Source organism: Phycicoccus avicenniae (assembly GCF_050496545.1).
GTDB lineage: Bacteria > Actinomycetota > Actinomycetes > Actinomycetales > Dermatophilaceae > Phycicoccus > Phycicoccus avicenniae_A.
Genome location: NZ_JBNVZV010000037.1, coordinates 14669 through 31831, shown reverse-complemented (window position 1 = coordinate 31831; position 17163 = coordinate 14669). Strand labels below are relative to the sequence as shown.

At 72.9% G+C, this 17163-nt stretch carries 14 protein-coding genes; 6 read left to right on the top strand and 8 right to left on the bottom strand.

Annotation, left to right across the window (positions count from 1 at the left end):
* Window positions 1-21 precede the first annotated feature (21 nt).
* Window positions 22-2151, top strand: coding sequence for a 4-alpha-glucanotransferase (malQ, locus tag ACQZ2A_RS20395; protein ID WP_430214636.1), 2130 nt, complete (start codon window positions 22-24; stop codon window positions 2149-2151).
* 74 nt (window positions 2152-2225) lie between these two features.
* On the opposite strand, the gene ACQZ2A_RS20390 is transcribed toward malQ, so the two are convergent.
* The 8 genes from ACQZ2A_RS20390 to ACQZ2A_RS20355 all read right to left on the bottom strand — a co-directional run bounded on the left by ACQZ2A_RS20390 (window position 2226) and on the right by ACQZ2A_RS20355 (window position 10052).
* On the bottom strand, window positions 2226-2930 hold the full coding sequence (locus tag ACQZ2A_RS20390) for a type 1 glutamine amidotransferase (protein WP_430214635.1): 705 nt from the start codon (window positions 2928-2930) through the stop codon (window positions 2226-2228).
* A 2-nt stretch (window positions 2931-2932) separates the two neighbouring features.
* Window positions 2933-3604, bottom strand: coding sequence for a VIT1/CCC1 transporter family protein (locus ACQZ2A_RS20385; RefSeq protein WP_430214641.1), 672 nt, complete (start codon window positions 3602-3604; stop codon window positions 2933-2935).
* Window positions 3605-3680: 76 nt separating this feature from the next.
* Window positions 3681-3989 carry a 4a-hydroxytetrahydrobiopterin dehydratase gene (locus ACQZ2A_RS20380; RefSeq protein ID WP_430214633.1) on the bottom strand — a complete coding sequence of 103 codons (309 nt, stop codon included), beginning with the start codon at window positions 3987-3989 and terminating at the stop codon, window positions 3681-3683.
* 65 nt (window positions 3990-4054) lie between these two features.
* A complete protein-coding gene (locus ACQZ2A_RS20375) occupies window positions 4055-5257 on the bottom strand; it encodes an ABC transporter ATP-binding protein (RefSeq protein WP_430214631.1) in 1203 nt (400 codons plus the stop codon).
* Window positions 5254-6270, bottom strand: a complete 1017-nt coding sequence (locus tag ACQZ2A_RS20370; RefSeq protein WP_430214630.1) for an ABC transporter ATP-binding protein — start codon at window positions 6268-6270, stop codon at window positions 5254-5256. The genes ACQZ2A_RS20375 and ACQZ2A_RS20370 overlap by 4 nt, the downstream gene beginning before the upstream one ends.
* A 7-nt stretch (window positions 6271-6277) precedes the next feature.
* The gene (locus tag ACQZ2A_RS20365) at window positions 6278-7264 is read right to left on the bottom strand and encodes an ABC transporter permease (RefSeq protein WP_430214629.1); all 987 of its coding nucleotides are present in this window, start codon (window positions 7262-7264) and stop codon (window positions 6278-6280) included.
* The gene (locus tag ACQZ2A_RS20360; RefSeq protein ID WP_430214627.1) at window positions 7261-8268 is read right to left on the bottom strand and encodes an ABC transporter permease; all 1008 of its coding nucleotides are present in this window, start codon (window positions 8266-8268) and stop codon (window positions 7261-7263) included. Before ACQZ2A_RS20360 ends, ACQZ2A_RS20365 begins: the two co-directional genes overlap by 4 nt.
* Window positions 8269-8378: 110 nt before the next feature.
* Window positions 8379-10052 carry an ABC transporter substrate-binding protein gene (locus ACQZ2A_RS20355; RefSeq protein WP_430214625.1) on the bottom strand — a complete coding sequence of 558 codons (1674 nt, stop codon included), beginning with the start codon at window positions 10050-10052 and terminating at the stop codon, window positions 8379-8381.
* Between the two features lie 253 nt (window positions 10053-10305).
* On the opposite strand from ACQZ2A_RS20355, the gene typA reads away from it, so the two are divergent.
* Genes typA through ACQZ2A_RS20330 form a run of 5 tightly spaced genes read left to right on the top strand, consistent with a single transcriptional unit; the run spans window position 10306 to window position 17159 of the window.
* A complete protein-coding gene (typA, locus tag ACQZ2A_RS20350) occupies window positions 10306-12201 on the top strand; it encodes a translational GTPase TypA (protein ID WP_430214624.1) in 1896 nt (631 codons plus the stop codon).
* 11 nt (window positions 12202-12212) lie between these two features.
* The gene (locus ACQZ2A_RS20345; RefSeq protein WP_430214622.1) at window positions 12213-14072 is read left to right on the top strand and encodes an ABC transporter substrate-binding protein; all 1860 of its coding nucleotides are present in this window, start codon (window positions 12213-12215) and stop codon (window positions 14070-14072) included.
* On the top strand, window positions 14069-14941 hold the full coding sequence (gene mshB / locus ACQZ2A_RS20340; RefSeq protein ID WP_430214620.1) for an N-acetyl-1-D-myo-inositol-2-amino-2-deoxy-alpha-D-glucopyranoside deacetylase: 873 nt from the start codon (window positions 14069-14071) through the stop codon (window positions 14939-14941). The genes ACQZ2A_RS20345 and mshB overlap by 4 nt, the downstream gene beginning before the upstream one ends.
* The gene (locus tag ACQZ2A_RS20335) at window positions 14938-15429 is read left to right on the top strand and encodes a flavin reductase family protein (protein WP_430214618.1); all 492 of its coding nucleotides are present in this window, start codon (window positions 14938-14940) and stop codon (window positions 15427-15429) included. Before mshB ends, ACQZ2A_RS20335 begins: the two co-directional genes overlap by 4 nt.
* Window positions 15426-17159: a VanW family protein gene (locus tag ACQZ2A_RS20330; RefSeq protein ID WP_430214617.1), complete on the top strand. Its 1734-nt coding sequence runs from the start codon at window positions 15426-15428 to the stop codon at window positions 17157-17159. The genes ACQZ2A_RS20335 and ACQZ2A_RS20330 overlap by 4 nt, the downstream gene beginning before the upstream one ends.
* Window positions 17160-17163 lie beyond the last annotated feature (4 nt).

Below are 17163 nucleotides of genomic sequence, written 5' to 3'. Positions count from 1 at the left end.
GGCAGTTGGCAGGATGGGCCCATGCCCTCCACCCCCTCGCCCCGGCTCGTCGAGCTCGCCCAGGCCCACGGCGTCGCGACCGAGTACTGGGACTGGGTGGGACAGCACGTCGCCGTCTCGGCCGAGTCCATCCGCGCCGTGCTCGCCGCCCTCGGGGTGGCCGCGGCCGACGACGACGAGGTGGACGCGGCCCTGGCCGACCACGCCGACGCGCCGTGGCGTCGGACCCTGCCGGCCACCGTGGTCGCGCGGGCCGGCCGCGCCCGGGAGGTCGCCGTCCACGTGCCGGCCGGCGCGGGTGTGGCCGTGCACGCCGAGCTCGAGGACGGCGGTCGCCGCACGCTGGAGCAGGTGGACCGCTGGGTGCCGGACCGCGTCGTCGACGGGTCCGCCGTCGGAGAGGCGACGTTCGCGGTGCCGGTCGACCTGCCGCTGGGCTGGCACCGGCTGGTCGCGGAGGTCGACGCAGCGCCGCTCGACCCCACGACGCTGACGAGCGTCCTCGTCGTCACCCCCGAGCGCCTCGAGCTCCCCGAGCCGGTGGCCTCGCGCCGGGTCGTCGGGCTGATGGCCCAGCTGTACCAGGTGCGCTCGCCCGGCTCGTGGGGCGTGGGTGACCTGCGCGACCTCGCGGACCTCTCGACGTGGGCCGCGGCCGCGCACGACGCCGACTTCGTGCTCGTCAACCCGCTGCACGCCGCGGAGCCGTCCGGGCCGATGGAGGCCTCGCCGTACCTGCCGACGACGCGGCGCTTCGTCAACCCGCTCTACCTGCGCGTCGAGGACGTGCCCGAGGTCGCGGCGCTCGACCCGGCCGCGCACCGGCGCTTCCTCGGCCTCGCGGCCCGGGCCCGCGCCCTCGACGCCGCCGAGCGGATCGACCGCGACGCCGCCTGGACGCTCAAGCGCGAGGCGCTCGAGCTGGTGCACGACGCCGGGCTGGCGGGCGCGCGGGCGGCCTCGTTCGCCGAGTTCTGCGAGCGCGAGGGTCGCGGGCTGCTCGACTTCGCGACGTGGTGCGCGCTGGCCGACCACCACGGGCTGCCGTTCACCGCGTGGCCCGCCGAGCTGCAGGACCCGGACGGTCCGGCCGTGCACGCCTTCCGGGCTGAGCACCCCGGCGCCGTGGACCTCCACCGGTGGATGCAGTGGCTGCTCGAGGGGCAGCTGGCCTCGGCCCAGCGCGAGGCGCAGGCGGCGGGGATGTCCCTCGGCGTGGTCCACGACCTGGCCGTCGGGGTGCATCCCGTGGGTGCCGACGCGTGGGCGCTCGGCGACGCGCTGGCCCGCGGGGTGACGGTCGGGGCCCCGCCGGACCAGTTCAACCAGCTCGGGCAGAACTGGAGCCAGCCGCCGTGGCGCCCGGACCGGCTGGCCGAGCAGGGCTACGCGCCGTTCCGCGACATGGTGCGCACCGTGCTGCGCGACTCCGGCGGCATCCGGGTCGACCACATCCTCGGGCTGTTCCGGCTGTGGTGGATCCCGGCCGGCGGCACCCCCGCCGAGGGCACCTACGTGTACTACGACGAGGAGGCGCTGCTCGGCATCCTCGTCCTCGAGGCGCAGCGGGCGGGGGCGGTCGTCATCGGCGAGGACCTCGGGGTCGTGGCGCCCAACGTGCGGCAGGTGCTGACCGAGCGCGGGCTGCTCGGCACGTCCATCCTCTGGTTCGAGTGGGACGAGGACCGGGTGCGCCCGCCGGAGTCCTACCGCGACCTGTGCCTCTCGACGGTGACGGTGCACGACCTGCCGCCGACCGCCGGGTACCTGACCCTCGAGCACGTCGCGGTGCGCGAGCGGCTCGGGCTGCTGACCCGGCCGGTCGAGGAGGAGCGGGCGGTCGAGGAGTCGGCCATCGGGCGGGTGCGTGAGGCACTGGAGGCGCGGGGGCTGCTGGCGCCGGGCGCCGACGTCGACGAGACGGTCGTGGCCCTCCACCGGTGGCTCGCTCAGACGCCGAGCCGGATGCTCGCCGTCTCGCTGCCCGACGTCGTCGGCGACCGGCGGGCCATCAACCAGCCGGGAACTAACGACGAGTACCCCAACTGGCGCCTGCCGCTGGCCGGCCCGGACGGCGAGCCGGTGGACCTCGACGACATCCGCGAGTCGGCGCTCGCCGAGCCCCTCTTCGAGGCCCTCCGCAGCCGGTAGCCGGACGGTTCGAGCTATCCGGCCACCGTGAGACGGCAGCGGGATACCTCGAACCGAAGCCGGCGGGCGGGCCGTCAGGGGAGCTGGGTGAGGAAGCGCTCGGCCAGGGGGGCCCAGGCCGCGCGCAGCGCCTCGCGGCCGGCCTCGACCGAGGCCAGCACCTCGCGGTCGGCGTCGGTCAGGCCGTCGGGGCGCTCCCACCGCAGCCAGTCGGCGAAGACCTCCGGCGAGGTCTCGGGGTGGAACTGCACGCCCCACGCCCGCAACCCGAACCGCAGCGCCTGCGGCCGGCCGTCGGGCAGCCGCGCCAGCACGCTGGCGCCCGGCGGCACGTCGAGCACGACGTCGTCGTTGAAGTGCACCGCCGGCGAGCCGCCGAGCCCGGCCAGCAGCGGGTCGCCCTGACCCTCCGGCGTGAGCGCCACCGGCACCAGCCCGATGGTCCGGCCGGTCGGGTTGCGCCCCACCCGCCCGCCGAGCGCCACCGACGCGAGCTGGTGCCCGAGGCAGACCCCGAGCACCGGCAGCCCGCGCCGCACCGAGTCGCGGACGAGCTCCTTGGTCGGCGTCAGCCAGGGGTGCTCGGCGTCGTCGTTCGCGCCCATCGCGCCGCCGAGAACGACCAGACCGTCGGCGCCGGACCCCGCGAGCCGCGAGGGCACCGGCTGCCCGAGGTCGCCACGGACGACGTCGAGCTCCACCCCGGCCGCGGCCCACCACTCGCCGAGCCAGGCGAGGGGGGCGTCCGGCTCGTGCTGGACGACGAGGAGGCGGGCCACGCTCAGCCGACCTGGGTGCCGACGAGCGAGCCGATGCCGTACGTGACGGCCATCGCGAGCAGCCCCCCGATGACGACGCGCACGGTGGCGCGGCGAGCGTCGGCGTCGCCGAGCCGTGCGCTGACCAGCCCGGTGAACGCCAGCGCGAGCACCACCGCCACGACCGTCACCGGAACCCGCCAGGCGGTCGGCGGCAGCACGACGGCGAGCAGCGGCAGCAGCGCCCCGACGGTGAACGCCACCATCGAGGCCCACGCCGCGTGCCACGGGTTGGTGAGGTTCTCGGGGTCGATGCCCAGCTCGACCTCTGCGTGCGCCGCGAGGGCGTCGTGCGCCGTCAGCTCTGTGGCGACCTGCAGGGCGAGGTCGGGGGAGAGGCCCTTGCCCTCGTAGATGCCCGCCAGCTCGGCGAGCTCGGCCTCGGGCTCCTCGCGCAGCTCACGGACCTCCTTGGCGATGAGCGCGCGCTCGGAGTCGCGCTGCGTGCTGACCGACACGTACTCGCCGACCGCCATGCTCATCGCCCCCGCGGCGAGGCCGGCCAGGCCGGCGGTGAGCACCGGCCCGCGCTCGGTCGTGGCCGCGGCGACGCCGATGACGAGGCCGGCGGTCGAGACGATGCCGTCGTTGGCGCCGAGCACCCCGGCGCGCAGCCAGTTGAGCCGGGCGGCCATCGAGCCGTCGTGGGCCTCGTGGTGGGTCTCGAGGGCGGCCGCGGCCGCCTCGGGGGTCGTCGAGGCGGGGCGCGCGTCAGCCACCGAGGGTCGCTCCCTCGGCCCGCGCCGCCGCCGAGATGCGGTGCGCGAGCTCGACGTCGAGCTGGGTCAGCCCGCCGGCGTCATGGGTCGTGAGCAGCCAGCGCGTCGTGCGCCACCGGATGTCGATGTCCGGGTGGTGGTTCATCTGCTCGGCGTCGTCGGCCGCCGCGGCGACCAGGCGGATCGCGGCCGGGAAGTCGGGCGCCTCGATGGTCGCCACGATGGCGTCGCCCTCGCGCACCCACCCGGGCAGGTCGGCGAGCTGGCGGGTGACCTCGTCGTCGGTGAGGAGTCGGCTCATCCCGCCATCATCGGCCACCCGCGGCGCCCACGGCACCTCAGGTGAGCCTCACCCGTCGGAACGCCTCAGAATCCTCCGCCGTTGCCGGCCTGGTTGCCCCGAGGGTCGATCTGCGCCTCGGCCACCGAGGCCGGCCCGATGGCGTCGCCGTCGTCGCCACCGCGCCAGTCCTGGACCGTCGCCGTCGCCGTCACCTCGTGCCGCTCGATCTCGCCCTGGGCGATCTCCTCGGCGAAGTGGCAGGCGACCCGGTGCGAGGCCGGCACGCCGTCGACCTCGACGACCCGCAGCTCGGGCCGCTCGTCGTCGCAGCGCGTCTCCTGCCGCCACGGGCAGCGGGTGTGGAAGCGGCACCCGGTCGGCGGGCGCGAGGGCGAGGGCAGGTCGCCGACGAGCAGGATCTGCTCGCGCGCGTCCTCGGCCGCCGGGTCGGGCAGCGGCACGGCCGACAGCAGGGCCCGTGTGTATGGGTGCAGGGGAGTGGCGTAGAGGTCGTCGGCCTCGGCCTCCTCAACCATGCCGCCCAGGTACATGACCCCGATCCGGTCGCTGATGTGGCGCACCACCGCGAGGTCGTGGGCGACGACGAGGTAGGTGAGGTCGAACTCGTCCTGGAGCTCCTCGAGCAGGTTGATGACCTGCGCCTGCACCGACACGTCGAGCGCCGAGACCGGCTCGTCGGCGACGATCAGCTTGGGCTCGACGGCCAGGGCCCGGGCGATGCCGATGCGCTGGCGCTGGCCGCCGGAGAACTCGTGCGGGTACTTCTTGAGCGCCGCTGCGGGCAGGCCGACGGCCTTGAGCAGCTCGCGTAGCCGCGTCGCGGTGGCCTTCTCGTCGTCGGCCAGCCCGTGCGCCTTCATCCCCTCGACGAGGAGCGACTCGACCGACTGGCGCGGGTCGAGGCTGCTCATCGGGTCCTGGAAGACCATCTGGAAGTCCTTGCGGCGCTTGCGCAGCTCCGCACCCTTGAGCGACGACACGTCCGTACCGTCGACGAGAACCGTTCCCTCCGTGGGCGGTTCGAGGTTGAGGATCGCCTTCCCGAGGGTGGACTTGCCGCAGCCGGACTCGCCGACGAGCCCGTAGGTCTCGCCGCGGCGGATCTGCAGGTCGACGCCGTCGACGGCGTAGACGTGCCCGATCACCTTGTCGAAGATGACGCCGCGCTTGATGGGGAAGTGCACCTTGACGCCACGGGCGTCGACGAGCAGGTCGCGCTCGTCGGCCTCGGGGGCCGTCCCGGCGGGCTCGGCGGTCGTCGTCATCGGGTGACCTCCACGGGGTTGAAGCAGCGCAGGGCCCGCCCGGCGGACTCCTCGAGCTCGGGCGTTCGCTGCGTGCAGGCCTCCACCGGCTGCGAGCAGCGGGGGGCGAACGCGCAGGCACTCGCCCACGGCAGGTTGTCGGACACCGAGCCCGGGATGGGCGTCAGCGGCGCCCGGGCCGAGTCGAGCCGGGGGATGGAGGCCAGCAGGCCGTTCGTGTACGGGTGGCGCGGCTGCTCGAAGAGCGCGTGCCGCTCGGCCCGCTCGACGATGCGGCCGCCATAGAGGACGTTGACCTCGTCACAGAGCCCGGCGACGACGCCGAGGTCGTGCGTGATCATCACCAGGGCCGTGCCGGTCTCCTGGACGAGCTCCTTGAGCAGGCTGAGGATCTGCGCCTGGATGGTCACGTCGAGCGCGGTGGTCGGCTCGTCGGCGATCAGCAGCCGGGGCGCGCACGCCAGGGCCATCGCGATGAGCGCGCGCTGGCGCATCCCGCCGGACATCTGGTGCGGGTAGTCCTTGAGCCGGCGGTCGGGGTCGGGGATGCCGACCCGCTGGAGCAGCTCGCGGGCCAGCGGCGTGGCGGCCTTGCGCGACATCTTGCGGTGCCGCTCGAGGATCTCGGTGACCTGGAGCCCCACGGGCACGACCGGGTTCAGCGAGGAGAGCGGGTCCTGGAAGATCATCGCGATGTCCCGGCCGCGCCGGTCGCGCATCTCGGAGCCGGAGAGGCGCAGCAGGTCGGTGCCGTCGAAGGTCGCGCTGCCCTCGACGCGGTTCCCGCGCTCCGGGAGCAGGCCCATGATCGCCAGCGAGGTGACCGACTTGCCGCAGCCGGACTCGCCGACGAGGCCGACGGTCTGGCCGGGCCGGACGTCGAAGGAGACGCCGTCGACGGCGGTGAAGTCCTCCTCGCCCTGCCGGGTGAAGGTGACGCGCAGGTCGCGGACGGAGAGCAGTGGCTCCTCGCCGTGCCGACGGGTGGGGGGCGTGGTCGCCGTGGCGGTCATCGGCGGGTCACCTCCTGCTCTTGGGGTCGAGGGCCTCGCGCAGCGACTCGCCCATCAGCGTGAAGCCGAGGGCCACGACGATGATGCAGAGCGCCGGGTACACGGCCAGGTGCGGGTAGTCGTAGATGTATTTCTGCGACGACCCGAGCATCGCGCCCCACTCCGGGCGGCGGTCGTCGGGGTTGCCGAGGCCGAGGAAGGACAGCGCCGCGGCGTCGATGATCGAGGTCGCGAGCACCAGCGTGGACTGGACGATGAGCGGCCCGAGCGAGTTGGGCAGCATGTGCCGGAACACCACGGCCCGCTCGGTGACCCCGAGGGCGCGGGCGGCGAGCACGTGGTCGCTGTGGCGCTGGGCCAGCATCGAGCCGCGCAGCAGCCGCGCGAAGATCGGCACCTGCACGGCGGCCACGGCGATGATCACCGTCAGCTGGCTCGGCCGGGAGGCGAGCGCCGCGATGGAGAAGGCCAGCAGCAGCGAGGGGATCGAGAGCAGGACGTCGACGATGCGCATGACGAGCGCGTCGACCCAGCCGCCGAGGGCACCCGCGAGGATGCCGAGGAGCATGCCGCCCGCCAGCCCGAAGATCGTCGCGAAGACCCCGACGATGAGTGTCTGCTGGCTGCCGACGAGCAGCCGGGAGAGGAAGTCGCGGCCCGCGTTGTCACCGCCGAGCGGGTACCCGGGCTGCGGGCCGGGGATCGGGTTGGTCTGCTGACGGACCTGGTCGATGAGCGGGTTGTCGGCCGGGTCGTGGGGGGCGATGAACGGCGAGATGAGCGCGAGGACGACGAACACGACCGTGATGCCCAGGCCGAGGAGGAAGACCGGGTTGCGCCGAAGCCGCTGCCAGGCGCTGGCGATGAGCGAGACGCCCGGCTTCTCGTCGACCGCGCCGGCCTCGCGGACGAGGACGGTGGTGCCGCCGCCGGAGGAGGCGGCGAGGTCGTCGATGCGGTCCTTGCGGCGGTTCATCGGGTTGCTGGGGCTCATCGGGTCCTCACCCTCGGGTCGATGACCGCATACGCGATGTCGACGAGCAGGTTGATGATGACGTAGATGGCGGCCGCCGCGAGGATCAGCACCTGGAGCACCGAGTAGTCGCGGCCGCGGAAGGCGTCGGCGAGCGCGCTGCCGATGCCGCCGAAGTTGAAGACCGTCTCGGTGAGCACGGCGCCGGCGAGCAGGCCACCGGTCTGGAGACCGATCGTCGTGACGACCGGGAGCAGCGCGTTGCGCAGGACGTGCCGGCCACGGATGACCCGGGCGGTGAGTCCCTTGGACTCGGCGGTGCGCACGTAGTCCTCGCCGAGCACCTCGAGCACCGAGGCCCGGGTGATGCGGTAGATCACCGCGAACGGGATGGTCGCCAGGGCGATCGAGGGGAGCACGAGGTGCTTGAGCGCGCTGGCGGTGCAGTCGAACTCGCGGGTCAGCAACCCGTCGAGGACGAAGAAGTTCGTGACGCGCGTGCAGCCGAGGTTGTCCTGGCGCCCCGAGACCGGCAGCCAGTTGTGGTCGACGGCGAACTGGTACTTGAGGAGGAAGGCGAGGAAGAAGACCGGGACCGCCACGCCGACGAGCGAGACGATGACGAGACCGCTGTCGAGGGGGGAGTTGGCCCGGCGCGCCGAGACGTACCCGAGCGGGATGCCCAGCGCGATGGCGATGAGGAGGGCGAAGAAGCTCAGCTCGATGGTGGCCGGCAGCCGGTCGAGGAAGATGCTCAGCGCGTCGGCGCCGGGCAGGACGCGGGTCGAGACCCCGAAGTCGCCCTGGGCGGCCCGGCCGAGGAACTTCAGGTACTGGACCCACACCGGCTGGTCGAGGCCGAAGGCCTTGGTGAGGGCCTCACGGGTCTCGGGGGTGGCGCGCTCGCCGAGGATCGCGGAGACCGTGCCGCCGGGGAGGGAGCGCAGCCAGAAGAACAGGAGCAGGGAGAGGATGAAGACGACCCCGACCATCTGGAGGAGTCGCCTGAGGATGAATCTCGCCAACGTGAGGCTCCTGGTGTTCCCGGGTGGACGACGGTGGCCGCCCCGAACTCGCGTCCGGGGCGGCCACCGACCCTATACGTGCTGTGCCGCGGGGACGAGTCCCCGCACCGTCACTTTCCGGCCGTGACGGTGTCGAACATCTCGGCGGTCAGCGGGCTCGCGGTGAGGCCCTTGACCTTGCCGCTGGTGACCAGCGCCGGCGGGGAGTGGCTGATCGGGATGCCCGGCAGGTACTCCTCGGCGATGCGCTTGTTGAGGTCCTGGTACGCGGCCTCGCGCTCGCCCTCGTCGACGATGGCGTCGTCCTTCTTCAGGTCGTCCGAGAGCGTCTTGCCCCACGGCATGACGCTCGTGTGGAAGTCGTTGCTCTTGAGGTTGCTGAAGAACGTGCCGAGGAAGTTGTCCGCGGCGTTGTAGTCACCGGTCCAGCCGAGCAGCCAGGCGTCGTAGGCGGCGTTCTTCGACACGTCGTCGAGGTAGCCACCGTTCCACGGCTTGCTGACCTGCTCGACCTTGATGCCGACGGCCTCGAGGTCCTTGACGAACGCCGCGTGGATCTTCTGCGGGTCCGGCATGTACGGCCGCGACACCTCGGTCGGGAAGGCGAACTTGAGGGTCATGCCCTCGGCGCCGGCCTCCTTGAGCAGGGCCTTGGCCTTCTCCACGTCGTACGGGTACGGCTGGAGCGAGGTGTTGTAGCCGGCGACGGTGTCGGGCATGAACTGCGAGGCCACCTTGGCGCCCTCGGGCAGCTGGGTCTTGACCATCTGGTCCCGGTTGAGGGCGTAGGCGATGGCCTGGCGCACCCGCAGGTCCTTCAGCTTCGCGTTCCGCTCGGGGTTCAGACCCATGTAGAGGATGTTGAAGGCGGGCCGGATCTCGACCTTGTTGCCGCTGTCCTCCAGGCCCTTCCAGTCGACCGGGTTGGGCAGGTCGTAGCCGTCGATGGAGCCGGCCTGCAGCTCCTGGCGGCGGGTGCTCTCGTCGGGGACGATCTTGAAGACGAGGTTCTTGGTCTTGGCCTTCTCGCCGTAGAAGGTGTCGTTGGCGACGAGGGTGACCGTCTTGTTGGCCTCGTCGTACTTCGACAGCTTGTACGGGCCGATGCCGACCGGTGCCTTCGAGTAGGCCGGGTAGGTGAAGCCCTCGCCCTGGGCCTGGATGTTGTTGGCGTCGCCGTCCTTGAGCGCCTTCGGGGACTGCATCGAGAAGGAGTCGAGGGACAGGATCGTCGGGAAGCTCGAGGTGGTGCGGGTGATGTTGATGACCGCGGTGCCCTCGTCCTTGGCCTCGCACGACTTGAAGAGCGAGCCGGACGGGTCGTCGCTGAAGGAGCCGAAGAAGTACGTCCAGTACTCGGCCGCCGTCTGACCGGCGCCCTTCTGGGTGAACATCCGGTCCATGTTGTAGCAGACGGCCTCGGCGTTGAACGCCTCGCCGTCGCTGAACTTCACGCCCTGGCGGAGCTTGAAGGTCCAGGCGAGGCCGTCCTCGGACGGGGTCCAGCTCTCGGCGAGCTCGGGCTGGATGTCGGCGGTGCCGGGCTTGATGCCGAGCAGGCCCGAGTGGATCTGGCGGGTGATGCGGAAGGTCTCGCCGTCGGTCGCGTAGAGCGGGTCGAAGACGTCGGGGGCGCCTGCGGCGCCGAAGGTGACGGTGTCCTTGACGTCGCCGCCGCTCGAACCTCCGTCGTCGCCGGAGTCCCGTTCGGACTGGGCGCACGCCGTCATGCTCAGGGCGGCCGCCGTCAGGAGGACGAGGGGCGCCGTGCGCTTACGTGTCATCAGTGTGAACCTCGCTTGGGTGTGCGATCACTCTGACCGCCCGGGTCGGACGGCTGAGGTCCGCGCACAAGGGGCCTGTCCCCCCGTCCGCGGTTCCCCGGACCCTAGCCAGCAAATCCGCTGGGGGGAACGGGGCGACACGAGTGGTTACCCAAGTGAGACCGAACGGCCGCCGCAGACCTTGCGGCGGGCGCGCCCGCACCCGCCCGGCGCCGATTCGGTCAGGAGCGCGATCCCTGAGAGACTGGTGGGCATGTCTGTCTCCCGCCGCGACGACCTCCGGAACGTCGCCATCGTCGCTCACGTCGACCACGGCAAGACCACCCTCGTCGACAAGATGCTCTGGCAGTCCGGCGCGTTCGGTGAGCACCAGCACGTCGACGAGCGCGCCATGGACTCCGGCGACCTCGAGCGCGAGAAGGGCATCACCATCCTCGCGAAGAACACCGCCGTCCGCTACGCGGGCAAGGCGGCGCTCGACGCCGGCATCACCGACGGCATGGTCATCAACATCATCGACACTCCCGGCCACGCCGACTTCGGTGGCGAGGTCGAGCGCGGCCTGTCGATGGTCGACGGCGTCGTCCTGCTCGTCGACGCCTCCGAGGGTCCGCTGCCGCAGACCCGCTTCGTCCTGCGCAAGGCGCTCGCGGCCCAGATGCCCGTCGTCCTCTGCATCAACAAGGTCGACCGCCCCGACGCCCGCATCGCCGAGGTCGTCGACGAGGTCTACGAGCTGTTCATGGACCTCCTCGTCGACGCCGAGCACCACCAGGACCAGCTCGACTTCCCGGTCGTGTACGCCTCGGCCAAGGCCGGCCGCGCCTCGCTGACCCGCCCCGCCGACGGCGGCCTCCCCGAGGACGAGGACCTCGAGGCGCTGTTCCGGACGATCATCGAGACCATCCCGGCGCCGTCCTACGAAGAGGGCGCCCCGCTCCAGGCGCACGTCACCAACCTCGACGCCTCGAACTTCCTCGGCCGCCTCGCCCTGCTGCGCGTGCACAACGGCACCATCCGCAAGGGCCAGCAGGTCGCGTGGTGCCGCCGCGACGGCTCGACCGTGCCGGTGAAGATCACCGAGCTGCTCATGACCGAGGCCCTCGAGCGCCGTCCCGCCGAGCAGGCCGGCCCCGGCGACATCATCGCCGTCGCCGGCATCCCCGAGATCACCATCGGCGAGACCCTCGCCGACCTCGAGGACCCCCGCCCGCTGCCCCTCATCACGGTCGACGAGCCCGCCATCTCGATGACCATCGGCATCAACACCAGCCCGATGGCCGGCCGCGTCAAGGGCGCCAAGGTCACCGCGCGGCTCGTCAAGGACCGCCTCGACCGCGAGCTCATCGGCAACGTCTCGATGCGCGTCCTGCCCACCGAGCGCCCCGACGCCTGGGAGGTCCAGGGCCGCGGCGAGCTCGCGCTGGCCATCCTCGTCGAGCAGATGCGCCGCGAGGGCTACGAGCTGACCGTCGGCAAGCCGGTCGTGGTCACCCGCGAGGTCGACGGCAAGGTCCACGAGCCCGTCGAGCGGCTGACCATCGACACCCCCGAGGAGTACCTCGGCTCGATCACCCAGCTGCTCGCCGCCCGCAAGGGCCGGATGGAGCAGATGACCAACCACGGCACCGGCTGGGTCCGGATGGAGTACCTCGTGCCCTCGCGCGGGCTCATCGGCTTCCGCACCCAGTTCCTCACCGACACCCGCGGCACCGGCATCGCCAACCACGTCTTCGAGGGCTACGAGCCGTGGCAGGGCGAGATCTCGACCCGCATCAGCGGCTCGCTCGTCGCCGACCGCTCGGGGCCGGCCACCGCCTACGCGATGGCCAACCTCCAGGAGCGCGGGACGCTGTTCATCCCGCCGACCACCGAGGTCTACGAGGGGATGATCGTCGGCGAGAACTCGCGCGTCGACGACATGGACGTCAACATCACCAAGGAGAAGAAGCTCACCAACGTGCGCTCGGCCGGTGCCGACGTGCTCGAGCGCCTCGCGCCGCCGCGCGCGCTCTCCCTCGAGCAGTCGCTCGAGTTCTGCCGCGAGGACGAGTGCGTCGAGGTGACCCCGGAGGCCGTCCGCATCCGCAAGGTCGAGCTCGACCAGACGCTGCGCGCCCGCGCCGCCGCCCGGGCCCGGAGGAGCTGAACCCCCACCGCATGGCCAGGAACGACCGCCGCACCCCCGACCCGTCCCCGGAGACCGCGCCCAGCCGCTCGCAGCGGCGGCGCCGGTCCCGGCGGCGCCGGCCCCTGCGACTCCTCCTGCTCGTGCTGGTGGTGGTCGCCTCGGTCGTCGGCGCCGGGGTCGTCGTCGCCCGGCAGCGCTCCGCGCAGTCCGGTCCCGACACCGCGCCCTCCTCCGCCGTCGGCGACCGCGTCGACACCCGCGGCGGGACGCTCAACGCGCTCTCCCTCGGGCCGGTCGCCACCTGGGACCCGCAGCGCATGGCGGCCCGTCAGGACATGGCCTTCGCGGGCCGGGTGTTCGCCCGGACCCTCACGGCCTACGGCCCGAGCACCGACCCCGACGCCCAGGCGAAGGTGGTCGGCGACCTCGCCACCGACGCCGGCACCCCCAGCAAGGACCTCAAGGTCTGGACCTTCACCCTGCGCGACGGCGTGACGTGGCAGGACGGCACACCGGTCACCTGCGCCGACGTCGCCTACGGCATCTCGCGCACCTTCGCCACGAAGACGGTCACCGGTGGTCCCACCGACGCGCTCGCCGTCCTCTCGGTGCCGCGCAACGCCGACGGGTCGAGCACCTACCAGGGCCCGTACGCGCGGGGCGCCGCCGCGACCAAGGCCCAGGCCGCGTACGACAAGGCCGTCGCGTGCGACGGGCAGAAGATCACCTTCACCCTGAGCACGCCGACCGGCGACTTCGCCGAGATGCTCGCCCAGCCCGCCTTCGGGCCGGTCAAGAAGTCCGTCGACCGGGGCGCCGACGGCACCTACGAGGTCTTCAGCGCCGGCCCGTACATGCTCCGGGGCACCTGGGAGCAGGGGCGCGGCGGCACCTTCGTGCGCAACCCGCACTGGTCGGCCGCGAGCGACCCCGTGCGCAAGGCCTACCCGGACCAGATCCGCTACCAGGAGGGCCTGGACACCCAGGCCGTCGCGCAGCAGGTCATGGCCGACAACGAGTCGGGGCGGGTGTCGGTCTCGCTCGGCTCGGCGCCCCCGGCCATCCAGCAGCACATCACCGCGGTGCAGAGCCTCGAGGAGCGCTCGGTCAACCCGCTGACGGGTGTCGTGGACTACCTCGTGCCGAACACGCGCAGCGCCGTCTTCAAGAACCCGAAGGTGCGCCTCGCCCTGGCCGCCGCGACCAACCGGGACGCCTACGTGACGGCCATCGGCGGGAAGACCGCCGCCGACCCGGCGGTCTCGCTGCTGCCGCGGGCGCTGCCCGCCGCCCACGACGAGGACCCCGTCGGGGCCGGGATGCGCGGCGACGCCGCCCGGGCGCGCGCGCTGCTCGCGGAGGCGAAGGTCACGGCTCCGGTGAAGTTCACCGTGGCCTACCGGTCCGACCCGACGTCCGACAAGGCGATGGCCGCGCTCGTCGCGGGCTGGCGCCAGGCCGGGTTCGAGCCGACCACGAAGCCGGTGACCGAGAACTACTTCTCGACCATCGCCGACCCGCGCCAGGCCGAGGGCATCGACGTCTTCTGGTCCAACTGGGCGCCGGCGTGGGCCTCCGGCTCGACCGTCCTGCCCCCGCTGTTCGACAGCTCGATCAACCTCACGGCCGCCGGGCCGGGGCGCGACTACGGCTACTTCAGCGACAAGGAGCTCGACGAGCAGATGCTCAAGACGGGCGCCGTCGTCGACCGCGAGGCGCGCGAGCGCGGCTGGGCCGACGTCGACCTGCGCCTGCTCCAGCAGGGCGCCTACATCGGCCTCGCCGAGCGCCGCGCCCTCTACGTGGCCGGGTCCGACGTGCGCAACCTGTCCTCCAACGGGGTGCTCGGGGGAGTGGTCGAGTTCGCCGACATCGCGGTCGTGCCGTGAGGGACCTGCTCGACGGGGTGCGCCCGACGGACCGGCCGGCCCGGCTGCTCCTGGTGCACGCCCACCCCGACGACGAGACCCTGACGACCGGGGTCGCCATCGCCCACCACGTCGCCCGCGGTGACGAGGTGCACGTGCTCACCTGCACCCTCGGTGAGGAGGGCGAGGTCATCCCGCCGGAGCTGGCGCACCTCGAGGGCGACGGCCCGACACTGGCCGCGTTCCGGCGCACCGAGCTGGCCGCCGCGATGGCCGCGCTCGGCGCCACCCACCACCTCCTCGGGGCGGTCACGCCGCAGGACGCCCCGGCCTTCCGCGACTCGGGGATGGCCGGGTCCGCGGCCGCCGCCGACCCGCGGGCGTGGGCCGGCGTCTCGCTGGCCGCGGCCGCCGAGGCCTTGGGCGCGGTCCTCGAGGCGGTCCGCCCCGACGTCGTCGTCACCTACGACGCCGGGGGTGGCTACGGGCACCCCGACCACGTCCGCACCCACGAGGCGACCCGCGCCGCCGTGGCGGCCACGGGCTCCGCGCCGCCGCTGTTCGGCACGCTGACGCCGGTGTCGTGGGCCGTCGAGGACGCCGCCTGGCTGCGCGAGCACGTGCCCGCGGACGCCGGCTGGGTCCTCCCGGCCGAGGACAGCCCCTACGCCGCCAACGTCGTCCCCGACGAGGTCGTGACGCACGCCGTGCTCGACGCGGGGGTCCTGGCCGCGCAGGCCGCGGCCCTGCGGGCGCACGCGACCCAGGTCGTCGTCGGCGACGGCTGGTACGCCCTGTCCAACCGCCACGTCTTCCGGCTCGCGGGCCGGGAGGGCTACGCGCGGCTCGACCCCTCCACGGGCCGGCCGCTGCCGGAAGGAGCCGCGTGAGCGACCTCGACCCGTCCTTCTTCCGCCAGGCGATGGGGCGCCTCGTGCAGGGCGTCAGCGTCCTCACGACCGTCGACGGCGGCCACGACCACGCGATGACCGCCGACACCGTCACCTCGGTCTCCCTCGACCCGCTGCTGGTGCTCGTGTGCGTCGAGACCGAGGCCCGCTTCCACGACGCCGTGGTCGCCGCCGGCGCGTGGGGCGTCAGCGTCCTCTCCGCCGACCAGCGCGCGCTCTCGGAGTGGTTCGCCACCCGGGGCCGCCCCCTGCACGGTCAGCTCGACCGCGCCGCCTTCACCCGCGGCGAGCACACCGGGGTGGCCCTCCTCGACGGCGCGCTCACCCACCTGGAGTGTCGCACCGTCGACGTCCACCCGGCGGGGGACCATGTCATCGTCGTCGGTGAGGTCCTCGGCATCGGGCTCCCCGACGTCGTCGGACCCGCCCTCGTCCACTACCGCGGCCGCTACGGGAGCATCGCATGACCCAGGACCTGCTCGACACCGCCTCGTGGGAGGAGGAGCCCGCGTGGGACGACCCCGCGCCGGGCCCGCGCCGGTGGCCGTTCGTGCTGCTCGGTGTGCTCGTCGTGGCGGGAGCCCTCTACGCGGGGGCCGCCGCCTGGGCCGGTGACCGCGTGCCGCGCGGCACCACCGTCGCCGGCGTCGACGTCGGCGGGCAGGGTGCCGGGGAGGCCCGGGCCACGCTGCAGCGCGCACTGGGTGGCAAGGACCTCCCGCTCACCCTCACCTCCTCGGCCGGCAAGGCCGAGCTCGACGCCCGCACCGCCGGGCTCTCCGTCGACGTGCCGGCCACCGTCGACTCGCTCGTCGGGTTCACCCTCGCCCCGGCCGAGGTCTGGCGCCACGTCGCGGGCGGCGGCGAGCAGCCGGCCGTGGTCCGTGTCGACGACGCCGCGTTCGGGAAGGCCCTCGAGGGCGCGCGCAAGCAGCTCGACGCGAAGCCGGCGGAGGGCTCGCTCTCCCTCGCGGGGGGCAAGGTCACGTACAAGGCCCCCGTCGAGGGGAGCACCACCGACGTCGCCGGCACGGCCGCCGCCGTGCGCCGCTGGTGGCCCGCCCAGGACACCGTCGAGGTCGCCGCCGAGAAGACGCCGACGAAGGTCTCCGCCACCGAGCTCGAGCGGGTGCGCGACGAGTTCGCGGCCGTCGCGGTCTCGGGGCCGGTCACCGTCGAGGCGAACGGCAAGAGCTTCACCATCGCCCCGAAGGACTTCGTGGGCGCGGTCGTGCTGACCCCGGGCGACGACGGGACGATCACCCCGCGCGCCGACGACAAGAAGCTGCGGGCCCTCGTGCACAAGGCGGCGCTCGCCGCGAAGGCCGAGGTCCCCGCCAAGGACGCGGTCGTCACCTTCAAGGGCCGCACGCCGTCGGTGGCGGCCAGCGTGGTCGGCACCTCCCTCGACGACGCCTCGATCTCGGCCGCCGTCTGGCCCGCGATCTCCACCGCGCAGCGCACCGCCACGGTGAGCACCAAGGAGGTCCAGCCCGAGTTCACGACCGCGGTGGCGAAGAAGACGCTGCCGAAGGAGAGGATCACGAGCTTCACGACGTACTACGAGGCCGGCGCGCCGCGCGTGCACAACATCCGGCTCGCGGCGTCGCTCATCAACGGCACCTACGTCCCGCCGGGCGAGCAGTTCAGCATGAACGCCGTGCTCGGCGAGCGCACCGCGGCCAAGGGGTACATCGAGGCGGGCATCATCCGCAACGGCCGCCTCGCCGAGAGCTACGGCGGCGGCATCTCGCAGGTGTCGACGACGATCTTCAACGCCTCGTTCTTCGCCGGCGTCCAGCTCGACGCCTGGCAGGCGCACTCGTTCTACATCTCGCGCTACCCCGAGGGCCGCGAGGCGACCATCTCCTGGCCGGACCTGCACAACAAGTGGACCAACACCACCGACGGCGGCATCCTCATGGAGGTCACGACGACCGCGACGTCCATCACGGTCACCTACTGGGGCACCAAGAAGTACGACGTCGAGGCCACCAAGAGCGCGCGCTACGACATCGTCGCGCCGAAGAAGATCGTCGACGACAGCCCCACCTGCAAGCCGCAGAGCCCGGTGCCGGGCTTCAAGGTCGACATCGGCCGCATCTTCAAGCAGGGCGGCAAGGTGGTCCGCACGGCGTCGTTCACCACGAGCTACGTGCCCGAGGACGACGTCACCTGCACCGCGAAGGCCCCCTGACGCG